The 17804-nt window shown below is 43.0% G+C and carries 16 protein-coding genes; 7 read left to right on the forward strand and 9 right to left on the reverse strand.

Annotated features, from left to right (window positions below):
- Positions 1-7: 7 nt before the first annotated feature.
- Positions 8-856 (reverse strand): MurR/RpiR family transcriptional regulator, encoded by an 849-nt coding sequence (locus L4C54_RS18280; RefSeq protein WP_428809287.1) that lies wholly within the window; start codon positions 854-856, stop codon positions 8-10.
- 274 nt (positions 857-1130) lie between these two features.
- Between L4C54_RS18280 and L4C54_RS18285 the strand changes: the two genes are divergently transcribed.
- The 4 genes from L4C54_RS18285 to murQ are packed head-to-tail and all read left to right on the forward strand — an operon-like array spanning position 1131 to position 5674.
- The gene (locus L4C54_RS18285; RefSeq protein ID WP_428809288.1) at positions 1131-2723 is read left to right on the forward strand and encodes a sodium:solute symporter; all 1593 of its coding nucleotides are present in this window, start codon (positions 1131-1133) and stop codon (positions 2721-2723) included.
- A gap of 3 nt (positions 2724-2726) precedes the next feature.
- Positions 2727-3611 carry a glucosamine kinase nucleotide-binding domain-containing protein gene (locus L4C54_RS18290; protein WP_428809289.1) on the forward strand — a complete coding sequence of 295 codons (885 nt, stop codon included), beginning with the start codon at positions 2727-2729 and terminating at the stop codon, positions 3609-3611.
- Positions 3608-4720: an anhydro-N-acetylmuramic acid kinase gene (locus L4C54_RS18295; protein ID WP_428809290.1), complete on the forward strand. Its 1113-nt coding sequence runs from the start codon at positions 3608-3610 to the stop codon at positions 4718-4720. The genes L4C54_RS18290 and L4C54_RS18295 overlap by 4 nt, the downstream gene beginning before the upstream one ends.
- Before the next feature lie 18 nt (positions 4721-4738).
- Positions 4739-5674 (forward strand): N-acetylmuramic acid 6-phosphate etherase, encoded by a 936-nt coding sequence (murQ, locus tag L4C54_RS18300; protein ID WP_428809291.1) that lies wholly within the window; start codon positions 4739-4741, stop codon positions 5672-5674.
- 124 nt (positions 5675-5798) lie between these two features.
- Here the strand turns inward: murQ and L4C54_RS18305 are convergent, their stop codons facing one another.
- On the reverse strand, positions 5799-6140 hold the full coding sequence (locus tag L4C54_RS18305) for a DUF2799 domain-containing protein (protein ID WP_428809292.1): 342 nt from the start codon (positions 6138-6140) through the stop codon (positions 5799-5801).
- A 280-nt stretch (positions 6141-6420) separates the two neighbouring features.
- Here L4C54_RS18305 and L4C54_RS18310 point away from each other — a divergent pair, with 280 nt between their 5' ends.
- A complete protein-coding gene (locus L4C54_RS18310) occupies positions 6421-7905 on the forward strand; it encodes a carbon starvation CstA family protein (RefSeq protein WP_428809293.1) in 1485 nt (494 codons plus the stop codon).
- Positions 7906-8098: 193 nt separating this feature from the next.
- Positions 8099-8401: a hypothetical protein gene (locus L4C54_RS18315; RefSeq protein WP_428809294.1), complete on the forward strand. Its 303-nt coding sequence runs from the start codon at positions 8099-8101 to the stop codon at positions 8399-8401.
- A 35-nt stretch (positions 8402-8436) separates the two neighbouring features.
- On the opposite strand, the gene L4C54_RS18320 is transcribed toward L4C54_RS18315, so the two are convergent.
- Positions 8437-9318: a LysR family transcriptional regulator gene (locus L4C54_RS18320; RefSeq protein ID WP_428809295.1), complete on the reverse strand. Its 882-nt coding sequence runs from the start codon at positions 9316-9318 to the stop codon at positions 8437-8439.
- A 176-nt stretch (positions 9319-9494) separates the two neighbouring features.
- Here L4C54_RS18320 and L4C54_RS18325 point away from each other — a divergent pair, with 176 nt between their 5' ends.
- Positions 9495-9926: a DoxX family protein gene (locus L4C54_RS18325; RefSeq protein ID WP_428809296.1), complete on the forward strand. Its 432-nt coding sequence runs from the start codon at positions 9495-9497 to the stop codon at positions 9924-9926.
- Between the two features lie 82 nt (positions 9927-10008).
- Here L4C54_RS18325 and ispH read toward each other — a convergent pair whose 3' ends face one another.
- The 6 genes from ispH to murJ all read right to left on the reverse strand — a co-directional run bounded on the left by ispH (position 10009) and on the right by murJ (position 17641).
- Positions 10009-10971 (reverse strand): 4-hydroxy-3-methylbut-2-enyl diphosphate reductase, encoded by a 963-nt coding sequence (gene ispH, locus L4C54_RS18330; RefSeq protein WP_428803284.1) that lies wholly within the window; start codon positions 10969-10971, stop codon positions 10009-10011.
- A gap of 36 nt (positions 10972-11007) precedes the next feature.
- Positions 11008-11439, reverse strand: coding sequence for an FKBP-type peptidyl-prolyl cis-trans isomerase (gene fkpB / locus L4C54_RS18335; protein ID WP_428809297.1), 432 nt, complete (start codon positions 11437-11439; stop codon positions 11008-11010).
- A 128-nt stretch (positions 11440-11567) separates the two neighbouring features.
- Complete coding sequence (lspA, locus tag L4C54_RS18340; RefSeq protein WP_428809298.1) at positions 11568-12089, reverse strand: signal peptidase II; 522 nt, start codon at positions 12087-12089, stop codon at positions 11568-11570.
- A gap of 81 nt (positions 12090-12170) precedes the next feature.
- Positions 12171-15011, reverse strand: coding sequence for an isoleucine--tRNA ligase (gene ileS / locus L4C54_RS18345; protein ID WP_428809299.1), 2841 nt, complete (start codon positions 15009-15011; stop codon positions 12171-12173).
- Between the two features lie 63 nt (positions 15012-15074).
- Entirely contained in the window at positions 15075-16010 is a 936-nt protein-coding gene (gene ribF, locus L4C54_RS18350) for a bifunctional riboflavin kinase/FAD synthetase (protein WP_428809300.1), read from the reverse strand.
- A gap of 68 nt (positions 16011-16078) precedes the next feature.
- Positions 16079-17641 carry a murein biosynthesis integral membrane protein MurJ gene (gene murJ / locus L4C54_RS18355; RefSeq protein ID WP_428809383.1) on the reverse strand — a complete coding sequence of 521 codons (1563 nt, stop codon included), beginning with the start codon at positions 17639-17641 and terminating at the stop codon, positions 16079-16081.
- Positions 17642-17804 lie beyond the last annotated feature (163 nt).

Raw genomic sequence — 17804 nt, forward strand, 5'->3', positions numbered from 1 at the left:
TTTCCTTTTATTGCTTAAAAGCCGCTACTGCGGATTTGCTTTGTTCGATTAATTGGTCGGCTTGCTCTTCTTGCTGTGTTAATGCAATAAACAACAAGTCCGTTATAAATAGCTGGCTGTCTCGTGCCGTAATAGACGAGCTGCGAATATGATCTTCATCCGCCGCCGTCACTAATTTGATATCCGCATATTTATCCAGAGGTGACGGTGATAGCTGACTCACTACGATTACTTTTGAACCCTTAGACTTTGCTAATTGTGCAACTTTAACAACTTCTTTTGTTTTTCCTGAGTAAGAGATCGCTATCAGGACGTCATTTTCAGAAAGAGAAGCTGCATTGGCAATTTGAATGTGTGCATCTTGTTCGGCGCTGACCGAATGCCCAATCTTCATCAATTTATAGGCGAGATCTTTTGCCACCAGCGAAGATGAGCCAACCCCTGAGATTTGTACCTTACTCGCTAAATGTAAAGCATCAGCCGCATATTTTACCTGATCGCCTTCATTTAATAACACAGTTCGCTCTAGAGAGACGGTTTTGCTAGAAAGGAGCTTCTCCATTACTTTGTCTGGATCATCTTGCCTAGTAATAGTGCCGTGGATACCACGCTGTGAGATCGGTTGATAAGAAATATCATGCTGATACAACTTCACCTTCATTTCCGAGAACCCTTTATACCCAAGCTTTTGGGCAAACTTCACAATTGTTGATTGGCTAACACCAATCGCTTTTGCCAGTTCAGGAGAAGAATACTGTTTAACTTGTTGAGGGTGTTCCAATACATAACGTGCCACCAACGTATCTGATGGAGACAGCTTTGGTAATAGCGCCCTTACTTTAGCTATCCCTTTCATGCTATTTATTTCCTAAGTATTCTGAATTCATAACAAAAATATGGCTCATTGTTTATCTTCAAACATCATAGCGAGTAAAACACTTAATAAGGAATAATTATTCCTATCACTCCATCAATTAGGAATAGTTAATCACACCTTCTGGGAGCGTTGTCATAAAAAACAACTGGTGATTATTCCACCACGGAATAGATTTTGAAACTCGTTATTCAAGCAGGCATTCTGAAAAGATAATAATAAGTACCCTCACATCTATTCATGCTATGGAGTTGCTATGAATTCACTATTTACCTCGCTTGACTGGGCCGTATTTGCGATATATTTCGCCGTTATCGCCTATACGGGTTGGCATTTCAGCCGAACAAAAATCACCAGTACAAAGGACTATTTCTTAGGTGGTAATACTATGCCTATGTGGGTCGTAGCAATTTCTGTTCTTGCGACGTCCCAGTCAGCCGCTACTTTTTTAGGTGGTCCTGAATCTAGCTACCGGGGAGATCTGACCTATTTGGCGACCAATATCGGCGGCATCATTGGCGCTATATTTGTTGCATTGGTACTGATCCCTCGTTTTTATAAAAACAAAGTATCAACGGTTTACGAGCTATTAAAAGTGCGCTTTGGTGAAAAGACCAAACAACGAGCAGGCATCATGTACCTTGTAGGGCGAGTGTTTGCTTCTGGTTCTCGTCTATACATGGCTGCTATCGCAGTATCGATGATATTGTTTACCAATATAGACCCTAGTAGCGTGATAAGTTCCGTTGTCATACTCGTTGCAATCGGGCTTGCCTACACTTACATGGGTGGAATTCGCTCAGTTATTTGGAGTGACCTCATTCAGCTCGTTGTGTATGTCGGGGCTGCTATCGCTGTCATCATTTATCTACTTAGCCAGATTCCAGCCGACTTTAGCCAAATCACACAGGTATTAGCGAACCCGGGTGAAGGTCAATCGTCAAAGCTAACCTTGCTCGACTTCAGTCTCGACTTTAGCCCCGCAGGTACGTTCAGTTTTTGGGCTTGTATTACAGGTTTTGTATTGCTAAATATCGGTGCATTTGGCTTAGATCAAGATATGACTCAGCGAGTATTAACTTGTAAAGATGCCAAGCAAGGCTCGCAAGCGATGATCAACTCGATTATTTTCTCTATTCCTGTTGTTCTACTATTTATGTCTATCGGCTTGCTGCTTTATGTGTTTTATCAACGACCTGACTTAATGGGGATAGAAGGCAAAGAGGTCGTACAAAACTTTAATGGCGAAAACGTGACTATTTTCATGTATTACGTCCTTAATGAAATGCCTGCTGGCCTGCGTGGTTTAGTGACTGTAGGCGTTGTAGCTGCCGCTCTTTCAACATTAAACTCAGGCTTAAACTCAATGTCCTCCGTCGCCGTTCAAGACATCTATAAACCTTGGTTAGAAGCACGAAAAGGCCAGCAAGACGATCTTCATTACGTTAAAGCGGGACGTTTTGGTATGGCAGTCGCCGCGCTTGCCTTAGGAAGCATGGGCATCCTATGTTATTACTGGCAACAACACACCGACATGCCTCTATTGTCATTTGCTCTAAGTGTGATGGTATTTGCCTACACTGGTCTATTAGGTGTTTATTTCACTGCCCTCTTTACCAGTCGTGGTAATGAAACATCTGTAGCTCTAGCATTAATAGCTGGCTTTCTAACGACGCTACTGATGCAGGCCTACGTATGGGATGCTGTTTTTGGGGTTATCTACCCTGATTGGGTTGGTACACATTTAGCATTCCCATATCAATTATGTGTCGGTACCTTTGTCTCTCTTATCATTTGTGTTGCTGGAAAAAAACAACCTCAACACGTTGATGAATTGCAAACGGCATAGCCAATGATCACGCACATTCTCTCAATTGATGGTGGCGGGACTAAAACCGCCATCAGACTCGGTCGTATTAGTCCAGTCGCAGAAAAAATTGATGAACTAATAGTGCCATCAAGCTCGTTAACCTTGTATGGGAAACAAGGCATTGATCTGCTTGTTAACAACATTAACCACACACTGGAAAAGCATCAAATTTCCTCGCAGCAATGTTATGTGGTTATTGGGGTTGCCGGGGCTGGTAATGAGCATCTAAAGGCAATATTAAATAAAGCATTAGGGCATTATCCTCATCGTTATGTAACGTCTGATGCTGAGATATCCGTTTATGGTGCTAACTTAGGAAAAGCCGTCAATTGTATTGCGATAGGCACAGGGTCAGTCGCGTTACAATTAGACGACAATCAACATACCCATCAATATGGCGGTTGGGGGTTTCCTATTGGGGATGAAGCAGGAGGAGCATGGCTTGGCTTTCAAGCCGTTCAGGAAACCCTTAGATCTATAGACACTAGATCTACATCTCAATTAACCACTTATATAATGTCTGCAATTGGCTCAGAACGTAGCCAGATATTAAATTGGGTAAAAAATGCCAACGCGACCAGCTATGCGTATTTCGCTCGTGAGATCACCAATTTGGTAGGTCATTGCCCTACTGCACTAAAAATTGCAAACAGTGGGATAGTACATGTAGAGCAACTGACACGAATTTGCAGTAGCCAAAACACCTTGCCTATCGCTTTTCTGGGAAGTTTAGGGAAGTACTATCAAGATAGGTTATCATCGGATATTCAATCTCGTTGCATACCAGTTCAAGGCAATGCCTTAGATGGTGCTGACGTTATCGCCAGCAATCGAATTCAAGCTTTCAGCTTAGGAGAAATAAAATGAACTCAGAGCTTTATATTGGTGTTATGTCCGGAACCAGTATGGACGGAGTTGATACTGCGCTTGTGAGTATTACTGACGAAAAAGTAGAGCTGATCGTTCACGATGAATTCCCGATGCCGGACGTATTAAAGCAAGATCTTTTAGACGTGTGCATTGGCCAGAAGACAAGTCTGATCAACATTGGGCAACTCGATCATCAGCTTGGGCACTTATTTTCCGATGCTATTCTGCAGTTGCTAGAGAAAGCTAATCTAAAAGCATCAGACATCACTGCTATCGGTAATCATGGCCAAACGGTATTTCATCAACCAACGGGCACTCACCCTTTTACCATGCAACTTGGTGACGCCAATATTATCGCTACTAAAACCGGTATCAATACTGTTGCCGATTTTAGGCGAAAAGACATGGCCCTTGGCGGGCAAGGTGCTCCATTAGTGCCTGCCTTTCACAACACGATTTTTAAAGCGAAGAACAGTACAGTTGTGGCTCTGAATATAGGTGGCATTTCAAATATCTCAGTATTACGCCCTGAGAAAAAAGCACTCGGCTACGATACTGGCCCAGGGAACATGTTGATGGATGCCTGGAGCTATAAACATACAGGGTTTAAGTTCGACAAAGATGCGCAGTTCGCAATGAAGGGGAATGTTAGCCAAGCATTGTTAGCGAATTTATTAGAAGAGCCTTATCTGTCGCTAACACCACCTAAAAGCACTGGTCGTGAATTATTTAACCTACCTTGGTTGGAAGAAAAGCTAATACCCTTTTCTCATTTAACACCAGAAGATGTTCAGAGAACGCTGTGCGAATTTACTGTCGTCACCATCGTAGAAGAAGTGACGCGTTATCAATTTGGTGATTCTCCTGAACTTCTTGTTTGTGGCGGCGGTGTTCATAACCCACTGCTCATGGCTAGATTAGCGACGCTATTGCCACAATGGCACGTCGCTTCAACTTCCTCAAAAGGCGTCGATGCTGATTTTATGGAAGCCATCGCATTTGCATGGCTAGCACAGCGCCGTATTCACAATTTACCGAGCAACCTTCCTGAAGTCACTGGAGCCAGTCAATCGGCTTCACTCGGCGTCTTGTATTTTGCTCAATGATTTTTCCTAAGGATAACCATGACTAACGATGCTCTCATTTCTGCACTTTCTCACCTTGTGTCTGAAGGGCGTAATCCAGAAACAATGGATATTGATCTGCTCTCAGCGGAGCAAATCGTACAGCGCCTTAATCAACAAGACATGCAAGTGCCTATTGCGGTGGAAAAAGAACTGCCGAATATAGCCAACGCAGTAGATACCATCACCGAAGCGTTTAAAGTTGGCGGCCGTCTTATCTATATGGGTGCCGGTACAAGTGGGCGACTCGGTGTATTAGACGCATCCGAATGCCCTCCGACTTTTGGTGTTTCAGACCAAATGGTCATTGGCCTCATCGCTGGTGGACCAGAAGCAATACTGAAAGCAAAAGAAGGAGCTGAAGACTCGCTAACACTTGGCGTCGACGACCTTAAAAACATCAATTTCACAAGCCGAGATGTGGTGGTTGGAATAGCAGCAAGTGGCCGTACCCCTTACGTTATTGGCGCTCTAGAATATGCGAATGATATGGGAGCCGCGACAGTTGCGTTGTCATGTAACCCTGACTCACCCATTGCCGATATTGCCAAAATTGCAATAAGCCCAGTCGTTGGCCCAGAAGCATTAACTGGCTCGACTCGATTAAAATCAGGAACGGCGCAAAAGCTTGTCCTCAATATGCTAACCACGGCCAGTATGATTCGACTTGGGAAGAGCTATCAAAACCTAATGGTTGATGTAAAAGCAACCAACAAAAAACTAGTCGCTCGTGCCGCTCGCATCGTCACTCAAGCCACAGAGTGTAATACCACCCAAGCTACTGAAACGCTTAAACAGACAGACTACGATGTAAAACTGGCTATTCTAATGATACTGACGGGATTAGATTTAAAGAGTGCGAAGCAACAACTTTGTCATCAAGATGGCTTCTTGAGAAAAGCAGTTGAAGAGAATCAAACTGCATTAAAAGAGTAATCCAAACGATTACTTTCAAAATATATAAGGTCAAAAACAGTGATTACGTTCTTAAACCTAATCACTGTTTTTATCAAGATCTATCACCATAAAGTAACTTACTAAGGCAATTATATCGCCAAAACTAATTACTGTATTCAGCCCAACCTCGTTGCCATTCCATACGAAATTTTTGTGAATCTGGCATACCTTCACATACGCCTTCATAGTACTGACCAGATATTCCCATCTGATACGCAAAATTTGGGTTGCAGTACTCAGTAACACCTTCCGTATAACCTTCAGTGTATTCTGATTGCTTTGCTCCACCCAGTTTGGCTAAGTCTTTGTATGAGCGCTCTGTGTGTCCTTTAACTCCATCTTGGTATCCTATTTGATACCAGTCACCACTTTCAGCTAACTGCTCGGTACTGCTTACGCAACCAACTAAAGAGCTAACTAATGCTAATGCGATAATTTTTTTCATTATTTTCCTTTCGCTTATGACGTCATATCTCTATTTACTGTAGGCCAACATGCCAGTTATTTTACTATCCTGCCACTTAATTTTATCGTCCCACCTTTTATTTTGCTTATCGACCACTCGATACAACACTTCATCCATTGAGTTTGCTCCAGAACCACTTAATTGTATAAAACACCATTAAAAACACGATATGACCACTGAGTGCTTTAGTGGATGTTTCTATCAATAGGGCTGGTTAATATACAAACTGAACTGATAATTTAATCCAAAGGACGACCCTATGTTGTGGTTTCTAACTTGTGTTGCGGCTCTAATCGGCGGCTACTTTATTTACGGCGCTTTCATTGAGAAAGTATTCGGCATCAATGAAAAACGTCAAACCCCAGCTCACACTAAAACTGACGGCGTTGACTATGTTCCAATGTCTACCCCTAAAGTTTACCTAGTTCAACTGCTAAACATTGCTGGTGTTGGCCCAATTTTCGGACCTATCATGGGTGCGCTTTATGGCCCAGCCGCGATGCTTTGGATTGTTATCGGTTGTATCTTTGCTGGTGCAACTCATGACTACTTCTCAGGTATGCTTTCTGTGCGTAATGGTGGTGCTTCTGTACCAACAATCACAGGCCGCTACTTAGGCAAAGGCGCCAAACATTTTATGAACATTTTTGCCATTGTCTTGTTGCTGCTTGTTGGTGTCGTATTCGTATCTGCACCTGCAGGAATGATTACTAACCTAATCAACGATCAAACTGACTTGAACGTTAGCATGACAACCTTGGTTGCTATCATCTTTGGTTACTACGTTATCGCAACGATTGTACCTGTTGATAAAATCATTGGTCGCTTCTACCCACTGTTCGGCGCACTACTGATCTTCATGTCTGTTGGCCTAATCACAGCGGTTGCCGTATCAAGTGAGCACACTGTTCTTGGTGGATTTGAAGTTAGCGACATGTTCAACAACATGAACCCTAACGATATGCCACTTTGGCCTGCACTATTTATCACCATCGCTTGTGGTGCTATCTCTGGCTTCCACGCAACTCAGTCTCCACTAATGGCTCGTTGTATGGAAAATGAAAAGAATGGCCGCTTTGTATTCTACGGAGCAATGATCGGTGAAGGTATTATCGCTCTAATCTGGTGTGCACTTGCTCTGTCATTCTTTGGTTCAGTTGAGTCACTTGGTGATGCAGTGGCAAATGGCGGTCCTGGTGCGGTTGTTTACAGCGCTTCATTTGGTCTTCTGGGCGTATTTGGCGGTATCTTAGCGTTCCTAGGCGTGGTTATTCTACCAATCACTTCTGGCGATACAGCTTTCCGTTCAAGCCGTCTGATCCTTGCTGAGTACTTCAACATGGAACAGAAAACATTGCGTAACCGTCTACTGATGGCTCTACCACTGTTCGTTCTTGGTGGCATCCTAACTCAAGTTGATTTCGGTATCATCTGGCGCTACTTCGGCTTTGCTAACCAAACAACAGCAGTAATGATGCTTTGGACAGCTTCTGCATTCCTACTACGCCACAACAAACTACACTGGGTAACAACAGTTCCTGCAATCTTTATGACCAGTGTTGTCGTGACTTTCATCCTAAACAACAGCACGCTTGGCTTCGGTCTAGCAATGCCAGTTTCAACCGTTACTGGTGTTCTATTCGCACTCGCTGTTGCTGCTTATGTAATTAAGATTTCAAAAGGCAAAGGTGATACAGATTTAGCAGATGAAGAAAAACCAAAAGCAGTAACTGACACGGTATAATATTACCACTTAAGTACTTCTTGTTTAGAAAGCCAGTCTTACCAGACTGGCTTTTTTACGTCATTTCTATCAATAAATTTTATTTGTTTAGCTATCCTAAACTTTAGAACAACTCGTTATATTCTTTGCGTTATCAAACCACTCTGCGGAAACGTATATTCATTTCATTCCCAAACACTCTAAGAGAATGAAAATGAAAAAATATCCATTAGTTATCGCGCTGCTCACTTCAATCAGTTTTACAGCTCATGCGCAGCTCGCGATGTCTTTTGAAGACTTTCACAACAAAGTGAGAGTCACGGTCACTGAAAATGGTCAACCTGTTGAGAATGCTCAAATAGAGAGCTCACTATTGGGGCAAAAAAATAAGATTACCGATAAGAACGGAAGAGCATTTTTTTATAAAAAGAATAGCCAGAGAGTTCATAAGTTTACTGCTACCACAGAGGAAGGTAAGCAAGCTGAAGCCTCAAAATTCATTGCTAGAAATCGATAAATAATAAGGGCTCTACTAAGTAGAGCCCTTTCTTTCTAAACGGCAATAGACTCGAGCGTTTTTATACACAGTGACTTGGCTCTCCCCATCTCTGCGCGTTTCCAAGCAACGACAAGATCGACCTTCTTCGCCAAACAAAATTCGATCAATTCCCCTGAATTAAGTTCATGTTTAATCAAGTTTCTAGGTAGGGTGCCAATCCCTATGTTGGCTTTAATAGCACTCAATTTATCTTGCATCGAGCCGACGGTAAATACCGGCTGATTGTATAAGATATTTTTCGTCGCTTTTGGCGCGTCAACGGCGGAGTCAGCGACCGCAACGACTTTGTATTGCTTCCTTACTGCATCATTAGTCGGGGCTAATTCAGACAATATAGGGCTTAAATTGGAAGCTACCCAAATCATCTCTATCTCACCTACTTTTTTAACCTTTATCGAACCGGGAAGTTCTATACTCGGATGTGAAGATATCAATATATCAGTCCGTTCTTGTATTAATGCTTCCCACCCTCCAACCAGTATCTCTTCTTTGGTTTTAAGCTGAGTAATACATGTATCGCTCAGTATCTTTACCAGTTTTAGTATCTGCTCTTGGCCAACAATCCCATCGTAAGATATTGATAGCGTTTCTTCCCAGCCAGATGCCACTTCCTTAAGGGCTGACACGGTATCATCGGATGCCTTCAGTAATAATCGTCCCCTATCTAATAGAAACTCTCCAGCCTTGGTAAAGGTTGCGCGATGTCCAGAACGGTCGAGAAGCAATACGTCTAACTCATCCTCCAATTTCTGGATCTGGTAACTTATCGCCGAAATAGAACGATTAACGCGTACAGCAGCTGTCGCAAAAGACCCCTCACGATCGAGAGCATCTAATATCTGTAACGTATCTAATGGAAGCGTCTTTTTTAACACAATAACTCAGACTCTTTGACTAAAGTGCCATCAGGGTAGCAGTAGAACGAGGGATAATAGGAGATAAAATTGTGTAAATCTGTGTCTACTAAAATTCAAAATAACCTGTCCTGATTTTCAGAATATCTTCTAGAAACCGCCTCCGCTAGGCTACTAGAAATTTTTAGGAGATCATTATGAATACACAGCTCAGATATATTGCCACCTTGGTATCTAGGTTATTACTTAGCATTATTTTTATTCAGGCGGGCTGGGGAAAGCTACACAACTTTTCAGCCACGCAAGGTTTCATGGAGTCGATGTCGATTCCCGGGATTTTGTTACCAGCGGTGATTTTACTAGAACTGGGGGGCGGTCTTGCAATACTGTTAGGCTTCTCGACTCGCGCTATCGCGGCTATTTTGTCAATTTTTTCAGTCGTCTCGGGATTCATATTTCACTTTGACCCAAACTCATCAGGGCAAATGATTCACTTTTATAAAAACGTTGCACTAGCCGGTGGTTTCTTAGCGCTCTGTCAAATTGACCCAATAAAATGGAGCTTAGATTTTCACCTTCGAGCACTCCCTATAATCAAACGCAAGAACCTAGAGGTACTGTTTAGCTAGCCGATCGGGTTATTGCTAGTTACTAGTTGGTAATAAAAAACCCACTGAATTCAGTGGGTTTTCTTAAGTCTTTATATTGAAATCAATCGATCTGTTTTATTTGAAGCTCTTTAGGAACTTCAAAGAACATATTCTCTTCTCTTCCTAACACATTCTCAATTGACGTAGCCCCAAGCTCTTGGATACGACCTAATATCTGGTCCACAAGCTCTTCAGGTGCAGAAGCTCCCGCCGTAACCCCTACCTTCACTTTGCCGTCAAACCATTCCGGTTTAATATCTTCGGGACAATCAGTTAGATAGCCAGGTGTACCGAGTTTTTCTGCTAACTCTTTAAGACGCGTAGAATTGGAGGAGTTCTTTGATCCAACAACAACGACAACATCGACATCGTTAGCCAGTTCTCGAACCGCATCTTGGCGGTTTTGAGTGGCGTAGCAGATATCATCTTTACGTGGCCCCTGAATGTCTGGGAATACACGGCGAAGCTCATCAATAACGTCAGCGGTTTCATCAACCGAAAGCGTTGTTTGGCTTACATAGTGAAGATGAGACGCATCTTTTACTTTGCTCTTTAATATCTCAACATCAGCAGGGACTTCTACGAGGTACATGCCACCTTCGTCACTCGCATACTGACCCATTGTGCCTTCGACTTCAGGGTGACCAGCATGACCAATCAACACGACTTCCATATGTTTTCGGCTTGCTCTCGCCACTTCCATATGAACTTTCGTTACCAATGGGCAAGTTGCATCAAAGACGGTCAGCTCACGTTTTTTTGCTTGCTGTCGAACAGCTTGAGATACACCGTGCGCAGAGAAAATAACAATCTGACCGTCTGGCACTTCATCAAGTTCTTCGACAAACACAGCACCGCGCTGTTTAAGCCCCTCAACAACAAATCGGTTATGAACGACTTCATGACGAACATAAATAGGAGGCTGGTACATTTCAAGCGCACGCTCAACGATACTGATAGCGCGATCGACACCAGCACAAAAACCGCGAGGGTTAGCTAAAAGGATTTTCATGTCATTACTCATGCGAGTTCTTCTTAATTGGTCGCTATTCTACACAAGTTACTCGACAGACAAAATATCTACGTCGAAGGTCACATCTTGCCCAGCTAATGGATGATTAAAATCAACCGTCACTGAGTCACCGGCAATGTCGGTAATAATTCCAGGGATCTCAACGCCATCAGGTCCAGCAAAAGCCATGACTGTACCGACTTCAACTTCAGAGTCTCCAACAAATTTCGCTCTATCCATGTAATGAACATTATCAGGATTAGGCATACCAAATGCGTCTTGCGCTTTTAGTTCAATAGATCGCTTTTCACCTGAAGATAACCCTATCAAGCACTGCTCAAAATTATCACTTAGGCTACCATCTCCAATAATTAGCTTGGCTGGTTTACCCATATTATGAGTGCTGTCAGCGACTGAGCCGTCATTAAGTTTTATTGTAAAATGAAGCGTTACTGCGGAGTCTTTTTGTATGCTTGCCACGATTCGTGTCTTCCTTGGTGTGTGATGTAAATGCAGGGTAAACAAAAAGCGCTAACTGAACAACAGATAGCGCTTAGGGTTATTTCAATTTTGAAGGGCTGAACCAGTTAGATTAACTTTAGCTCAAGCTATTTCGATTCTGATTTCTTAGCTTCGTCTTTCTTACGAAAGCCATCCAAGATAATCATCGCAGCACCAATACAAATAGCAGCATCCGCTAAGTTAAACGCTGGCCAGTGGTAGCTACCCCAAAAGAAATCTAGGTAATCCACAACAAAGCCATGAACCACACGATCAAAAACATTACCTAGTGCTCCGCCAATAATGGCTGCGTAAGCGATGTTATTCCATTTATCGGTAGAAGGTAACTTACTCATCCAGTAAGTCAGCATTCCTGTCACCAAGAAAGCGATGCCACTGAAAAACCATCGTTGCCAACCCGGCTGATCAGCTAGAAAGCTAAATGCTGCGCCGTAGTTATGTACATAGAGAAAGTTAAAGAATGGCAAAACCTCGATACGATTTGCCCAACCATAACCCATGGCGTCCATCACAAATAACTTGATAGCAATATCAGCAATAAACACTAAGACCGCAAGCCAAAGCCAGCGAACCCCAGATTGTTTCAATGTTAGCGTTTGTTCGCTCATAATCTTCCTAAAAATAACCCCAGCTAATACTGGGGCTATGATAACGATAAAAAGTTCACTAATACTCAGAACGAAGTCAAATTAAGCGAATTTACGAACTTCGCCTTCACCTTCAACATTCGACACACAGCGACCACACACTTTCTCGTGACCTTCGATGGTGCCAACGTCTGGAGTGTGGTGCCAGCAACGGTCACACTTCTCAGCTTCGGTTGCGGCTACTTCAACAAATAGACCTTCAACTTCTGTTGTATGAGCCGTATCTGTTTTTTCAGTCAGAGGTTTAATTTCAACTTTAGAAGTAAGAAGAACAAATCGCAGTTCATCTTCAAGCTTGTTGATTTTAGCCACTAGAGCATCGTCTGCATACAGTGTTACTTCAGCTTGTAGTGAGCCACCAATGGTTTTCTCTTTACGAGCTTCTTCTAGCAACTTGTTCACTGCGCCACGAACCGCTTGGATCTCAGTCCAGAATTCGTTGTTCAACTCTTCACCTTCAGCAAGATCAACTAGACCTTGATACCATTCGCCAGTGAAGACGAACTTATCACGAGCACCTGGCATTTCGTTCCAGATTTCATCGGCAGTGAAAGACATGATTGGAGCCATCCAGCGAACTAGAGCTTCTACGATGTAGTAAAGCGCAGATTGACAGCTGCGTTGAGCGTGGCCGCCCAGTTTTGCTGTGTACTGACGATCTTTAATTACGTCTAGGTAAAAAGAACCCATTTCAATTGAACAGAACTGCATTAAGCGTTGAGTTACCGCGTGCGTGTTGTACTCATCGTATGCTTTAACAATCTCTTCTTGCGCAGCAAATGCACGACCAACAGCCCAGCGATCCAGTGCAACCATCTCTTCAACAGGTACTAAATCTGTTTCTGGGTTGAAACCATTAAGGTTAGCAAGGAAGAAACGCGCTGTATTACGAATACGGCGGTAAGCGTCAGCAGAACGTTTTAGGATTTCATCAGAAACCGCAACTTCACCCGTGTAGTCGGTAGAAGCAACCCATAGACGAAGAATGTCAGCACCTAGCTTGTTAGTCACATCTTTTGGCGCAACAACGTTACCGATAGACTTAGACATTTTGCGGCCATTGCCATCTACAACGAAACCGTGTGTAAGCACTTGCTTGTATGGCGCTTCATCTTTCATCGCAATAGATGAAATTAGAGAAGACTGGAACCAACCACGGTGTTGATCTGAACCTTCAAGGTAAAGATCGGCGCTGTTGCCGTTGTACTCTTCACGAGCATCAACAACTGAGTAGTGAGTCACACCAGAGTCGAACCATACATCTAGCGTATCTAGTACTTTTTCGTATTTCTCAGCATCAGCGTCGCCCATAAGCTCAGCGGCATCAACATCCCACCACGCTTGAATGCCTTTTTCTTCAACAAGCTTTGCTACTTTTTCGATAAGAGCAGGGCTGTCTGGGTGAAGATCTGACGTCTCTTTGTGAACGAACAGAGCAATTGGTACACCCCAAGTACGTTGACGAGAAACACACCACTCAGGACGACCTTCAATCATACCTTCGATGCGGCTTTGGCCCCACTCAGGCATCCATTCAACACTCTTGATTGACTCAAGTGCTTTTGCACGTAGGCCAGCTTGATCCATTGAGATGAACCACTGTGGTGTCGCGCGGAAGATGATTGGCGTTTTGTGTCTCCAGCAATGTGGGTAGCTGTGCTCGTACGCGTGATGATGTAAAAGCGCACCTTTTTCTTTCAATACCTCAAGTACAGAGTCGTTCGCTTTAAATACGTGTTGACCTGCAAATAGCTCAGTATCTGGTAAGTAGACACCATTAGAGCCAACTGGGTTTGCAACTTCAAGATCGTACTGTTTACCAACCACGAAATCTTCTTGACCGTGGCCCGGAGCTGTATGAACAACACCTGTACCTGCATCTGTTGTTACATGCTCGCCTAAAATAGCTGGCACTGTAAAATCATAGAACGGATGGTTGAATTGCATCAACTCAAGTTCAGCACCTGATGCAAAACCAAGATTGTGGTAATGCTCGATACCTGCACGATCCATAACATCTTTAGCTAGCTCAGAAGCAACGATAAGACGCTGTTCTTGTTGCTCGCCTTTCGCTTCTACTTGAATTAAAACGTATTCTAGGTCATCACGTAAACACACCGCACGGTTTGCTGGTAGTGTCCAAGGTGTTGTTGTCCAGATCACGACTGAAATATCACCTTGGCCTACGTGTTCGTTTGCCAATGTGAACTTGTTAATTAGAGCCGCTTCATCAGCCGCTGCAAATTTCACATCAATCGATGGTGATACTTTGTCTTTGTATTCAACTTCCGCTTCAGCAAGTGCACTTCCACAGTCTGTACACCAGTGAACAGGTTTGAAACCTTTTAGCAGGTGACCGTTGTCTGCAATTTTACCTAATGCACGAATGATGTTCGCTTCAGTGCCGAAATCCATAGTGCGGTAGGGTTTTTCCCATTCGCCCATGATGCCAAGACGCTTGAAGCTCTCTTTTTGACCTTCAACTTGCTTAGCTGCGTATTTACGACACTCTTCGCGGAAATCTGAAGCAGAGATCTTTTGACCAGGCTTGCCTTTCTTTTTCTCTACCATCAGCTCGATTGGTAGACCGTGACAGTCCCAACCAGGAATATATGGTGCATCAAAGCCAGACAGTGTTTTTGATTTAACAATAATGTCTTTAAGAATCTTATTTAGTGCATGACCAATATGAATGTCACCGTTAGCGTACGGAGGGCCGTCATGCAAAATGAACGACTTTTTGCCTTTCTTAGCTTTACGAATCTCACCGTAAAGATCTTCTTTATACCAACGCTTTAGCATTTCAGGTTCGCGGTTTGCTAGATTACCGCGCATTGGAAACCCTGTTTCTGGTAAGTTCAGGGTATTTTTGTAATCACTCATCGATTCTTAATTCCGTTATATTGGGCGAAGTTAGACATTATGTTATTCGGTGGAATAAACCGATTAACGATTGAGCTGAAGCAACCACACCCTTGCGGCTTCAGCATCCAATTCTATTTGTTGTTTGAGCTGTTCAAATGACTCAAACTTATGCTCATTTCTGAGCTTGTGTAACAGTAACACTTCTAACTGCTGGCCATATAAATTGCCATTAAAGTCAAACAAGTGCACTTCTAATTGCTGACGAATACCATTAACCGTAGGTCTTTGACCGATATTCGCCACACCACCAATTTTTTTATTTCCCAGACCTAATGCTTCGACAACATAAACGCCTGAAACTGGTGATACGCATCGCTTAAGTGGAATATTGGCAGTAGGGAAACCAATCGTTCTCCCTAGCTTTCGTCCGTGCGACACTCGACCACTAATACTGTAATCACGCCCTAACATATGACTGGCGGCATCTAATGAATCATCAGCCAGTGCATTACGAATTGCGGTGCTGCTTACACGTTGTTGCTGCACACAGAAACTATTCGTGCTTACAACATCAAAACCAAATTGTTGACCTGCTTTTTGCAACATAGCAAAGTCGCCAGTGCGCCCTTTCCCAAAGCAAAAGTCATCACCAACAACTAAGTATTTAACACCAAGCTTGGCAACCAGTAAGTCTCGAATAAATGCTTCTGCAGACAATGATGCAAAGTAGTCGTTAAAATTAACACACAGTAATCGATCTATATTTAGCTTGCTTAGCTGAACAAATTTATCTCTTAAACGAGTTAAACGAGCTGGCGCTCTGTCTTTACTAAACAACTCCATTGGCTGTGGTTCAAATGTCATCACAACAGAGGGTAGATCGAGAGCGTTCGCTTTTTTGCTCACTTGCTCTAAGACTTGTTGATGGCCTAAATGAACACCATCAAAGTTACCAATCGTTAAGACACAACCTTTATGTTGAGGCTTAATATTGTGAATACCACGAATTAATTCCATTGGGATTAACTAAATACCTATTTATCAATTACTATGCGTGAAACCGACGGATTATATACTAATCAAGTTCACTCTGTCGCTGCTTTTACATCTTTTAAGCGAATGCCTAATGCGAGTAACACAAAAACATATACGCTTGCTCCTATAGCAATAGCCAGCGCTAACATCATCACCCGTTCACTAAATGCCCAAGTTAACCACAATGACATATCTTCAAGGTGCCATAATAAAACAGCGACCATGGCTGTTCCTGCCACCACTAGCTTGCTCATAAAGACTATGGTTTTTTTCGTAACTTTATAAACATTGGATATATGAAGACCACGATAAAGCAGTGCCATATTGACAAAAGCGGACAGAGCCGTCGCCATCGCTAATCCGACGTAACCGTAGTGCCAAGCAAAAATAGCATTAAATACCATGTTAGTGACCATCGCTATGATCCCGTACTTCACGGGAGTCTTTGTATCTTGCCTAGAATAGTAGCCCGGTGCTAATACTTTAATCAGCATAAAGTTAAGCAGCCCTGAAGCGTAAGCAAACAGTGACAATGATGCTTGGTGTACATCATGAGGGGTAAATTCACCACGCATAAATAGCACCATCAGCATGGGCTTAGCTAGCACCATCAAACCAAGCATTGCGGGCACACCAAGCAGTGTCACCATACGAACGCCCCAGTCCATCGTTTGGGCAAAGCCATCACTTTGAGCATCCACATGTTTTCTTGATAGGGCCGGCAAAATCACAGTAGCAATCGCTATTCCAAAAAGCCCTAATGGAAACTCAAGCAAGCGATCCGAGTAATAGAGCCAACTGATCGAACCTGTAGCAAGGAAACTCGCAATAAAAGTATCAAACAACAAATTAATCTGACTGACAGAAACACCAAATAACGCAGGAATCATTAATGTTCGAATTTTAACGACACCAGGATCTTTCCAACCCCATTTAGGCTTGACCAATACTCCTGCTTTAATAAGAAAAGGCAGTTGAAACAAAAACTGAACCAGACCGCCAAGAAAGACGCCAATCGCTAGACCGATCTCTGGCGTACTCATTATTGGAGAGATAAACCAAGCAGATCCTATGATCATCACATTGAGGAAAACAGGAGTAAACGAAGAGACAGCAAATTTTCCTAGGGTATTAAGAATGGCTCCAGATAAAGCAACAAAAGTAATAAACCACAGGTAAGGGAACGTGATTTTTAGCATAAAGCTGGCTAATTCGAACTTCTCTGCTGACGGCCCGCCATTTAACCAGTCGAGAAACCAGCCCGCACCAAACAGCGCAGTAATAACACCTGAGCCTAATACGCCCAGTACTGTTACAATAGATACAATAACGCCTAACGTACCTGATGCCTTAGCGATGAGTTGTCGAGTTTCATTCATATCACCTTTAGCATGATACTCAGTTAGAACCGGTACAAAGGCTTGTGAAAACGCACCTTCTGCAAATAGTCGACGTAGAAAGTTAGGGATTTTATTTGCAAAGAAAAAAACATCAGCGCTGGCTCCAGCGCCCATTAGATTAGCAACAACAACATCACGAACTAAGCCTAACACTCGTGAAATCAACGTCATTGCGCTGACAATCATGCCTGATTTTAGAAGACGTTTACTCAAAATAACCTCAATCACCACGTTCAATACAGCTGTATCTTCAATCACAATTAACGAATGCTAAAGTAACGGAAGATAAGTATTAGCAATGGTATAAAAATACTGTTAGAATCCACGCCATCTTAACCGTGATAACCTTTTCATACCAAACTTGTTTGGCTTCGAT

Origin of the sequence: Vibrio lamellibrachiae, from assembly GCF_050337265.1 — a bacterium.
GTDB lineage: Bacteria > Pseudomonadota > Gammaproteobacteria > Enterobacterales > Vibrionaceae > Vibrio > Vibrio kyushuensis.

What these genes read in the sequence shown, in the direction of transcription:
- L4C54_RS18305 (WP_428809292.1), bottom strand. Translation starts at nt 6,140, where the DNA reads ATGAAAAAAATTATCGCATTAGCATTAGTTAGCTCTTTAGTTGGTTGC.
- L4C54_RS18310 (WP_428809293.1), top strand. Translation starts at nt 6,421, where the DNA reads ATGTTGTGGTTTCTAACTTGTGTTGCGGCTCTAATCGGCGGCTACTTT.
- L4C54_RS18315 (WP_428809294.1), top strand. Translation starts at nt 8,099, where the DNA reads ATGAAAAAATATCCATTAGTTATCGCGCTGCTCACTTCAATCAGTTTT.
- lspA (WP_428809298.1), bottom strand. Translation starts at nt 12,089, where the DNA reads ATGAGCGAACAAACGCTAACATTGAAACAATCTGGGGTTCGCTGGCTT.
- L4C54_RS18280 (WP_428809287.1), bottom strand. Translation starts at nt 856, where the DNA reads ATGAAAGGGATAGCTAAAGTAAGGGCGCTATTACCAAAGCTGTCTCCA.
- ileS (WP_428809299.1), bottom strand. Translation starts at nt 15,011, where the DNA reads ATGAGTGATTACAAAAATACCCTGAACTTACCAGAAACAGGGTTTCCA.
- ribF (WP_428809300.1), bottom strand. Translation starts at nt 16,010, where the DNA reads ATGGAATTAATTCGTGGTATTCACAATATTAAGCCTCAACATAAAGGT.
- ispH (WP_428803284.1), bottom strand. Translation starts at nt 10,971, where the DNA reads ATGAGTAATGACATGAAAATCCTTTTAGCTAACCCTCGCGGTTTTTGT.
- murQ (WP_428809291.1), top strand. Translation starts at nt 4,739, where the DNA reads ATGACTAACGATGCTCTCATTTCTGCACTTTCTCACCTTGTGTCTGAA.
- L4C54_RS18325 (WP_428809296.1), top strand. Translation starts at nt 9,495, where the DNA reads ATGAATACACAGCTCAGATATATTGCCACCTTGGTATCTAGGTTATTA.
- L4C54_RS18290 (WP_428809289.1), top strand. Translation starts at nt 2,727, where the DNA reads ATGATCACGCACATTCTCTCAATTGATGGTGGCGGGACTAAAACCGCC.
- L4C54_RS18285 (WP_428809288.1), top strand. Translation starts at nt 1,131, where the DNA reads ATGAATTCACTATTTACCTCGCTTGACTGGGCCGTATTTGCGATATAT.
- L4C54_RS18295 (WP_428809290.1), top strand. Translation starts at nt 3,608, where the DNA reads ATGAACTCAGAGCTTTATATTGGTGTTATGTCCGGAACCAGTATGGAC.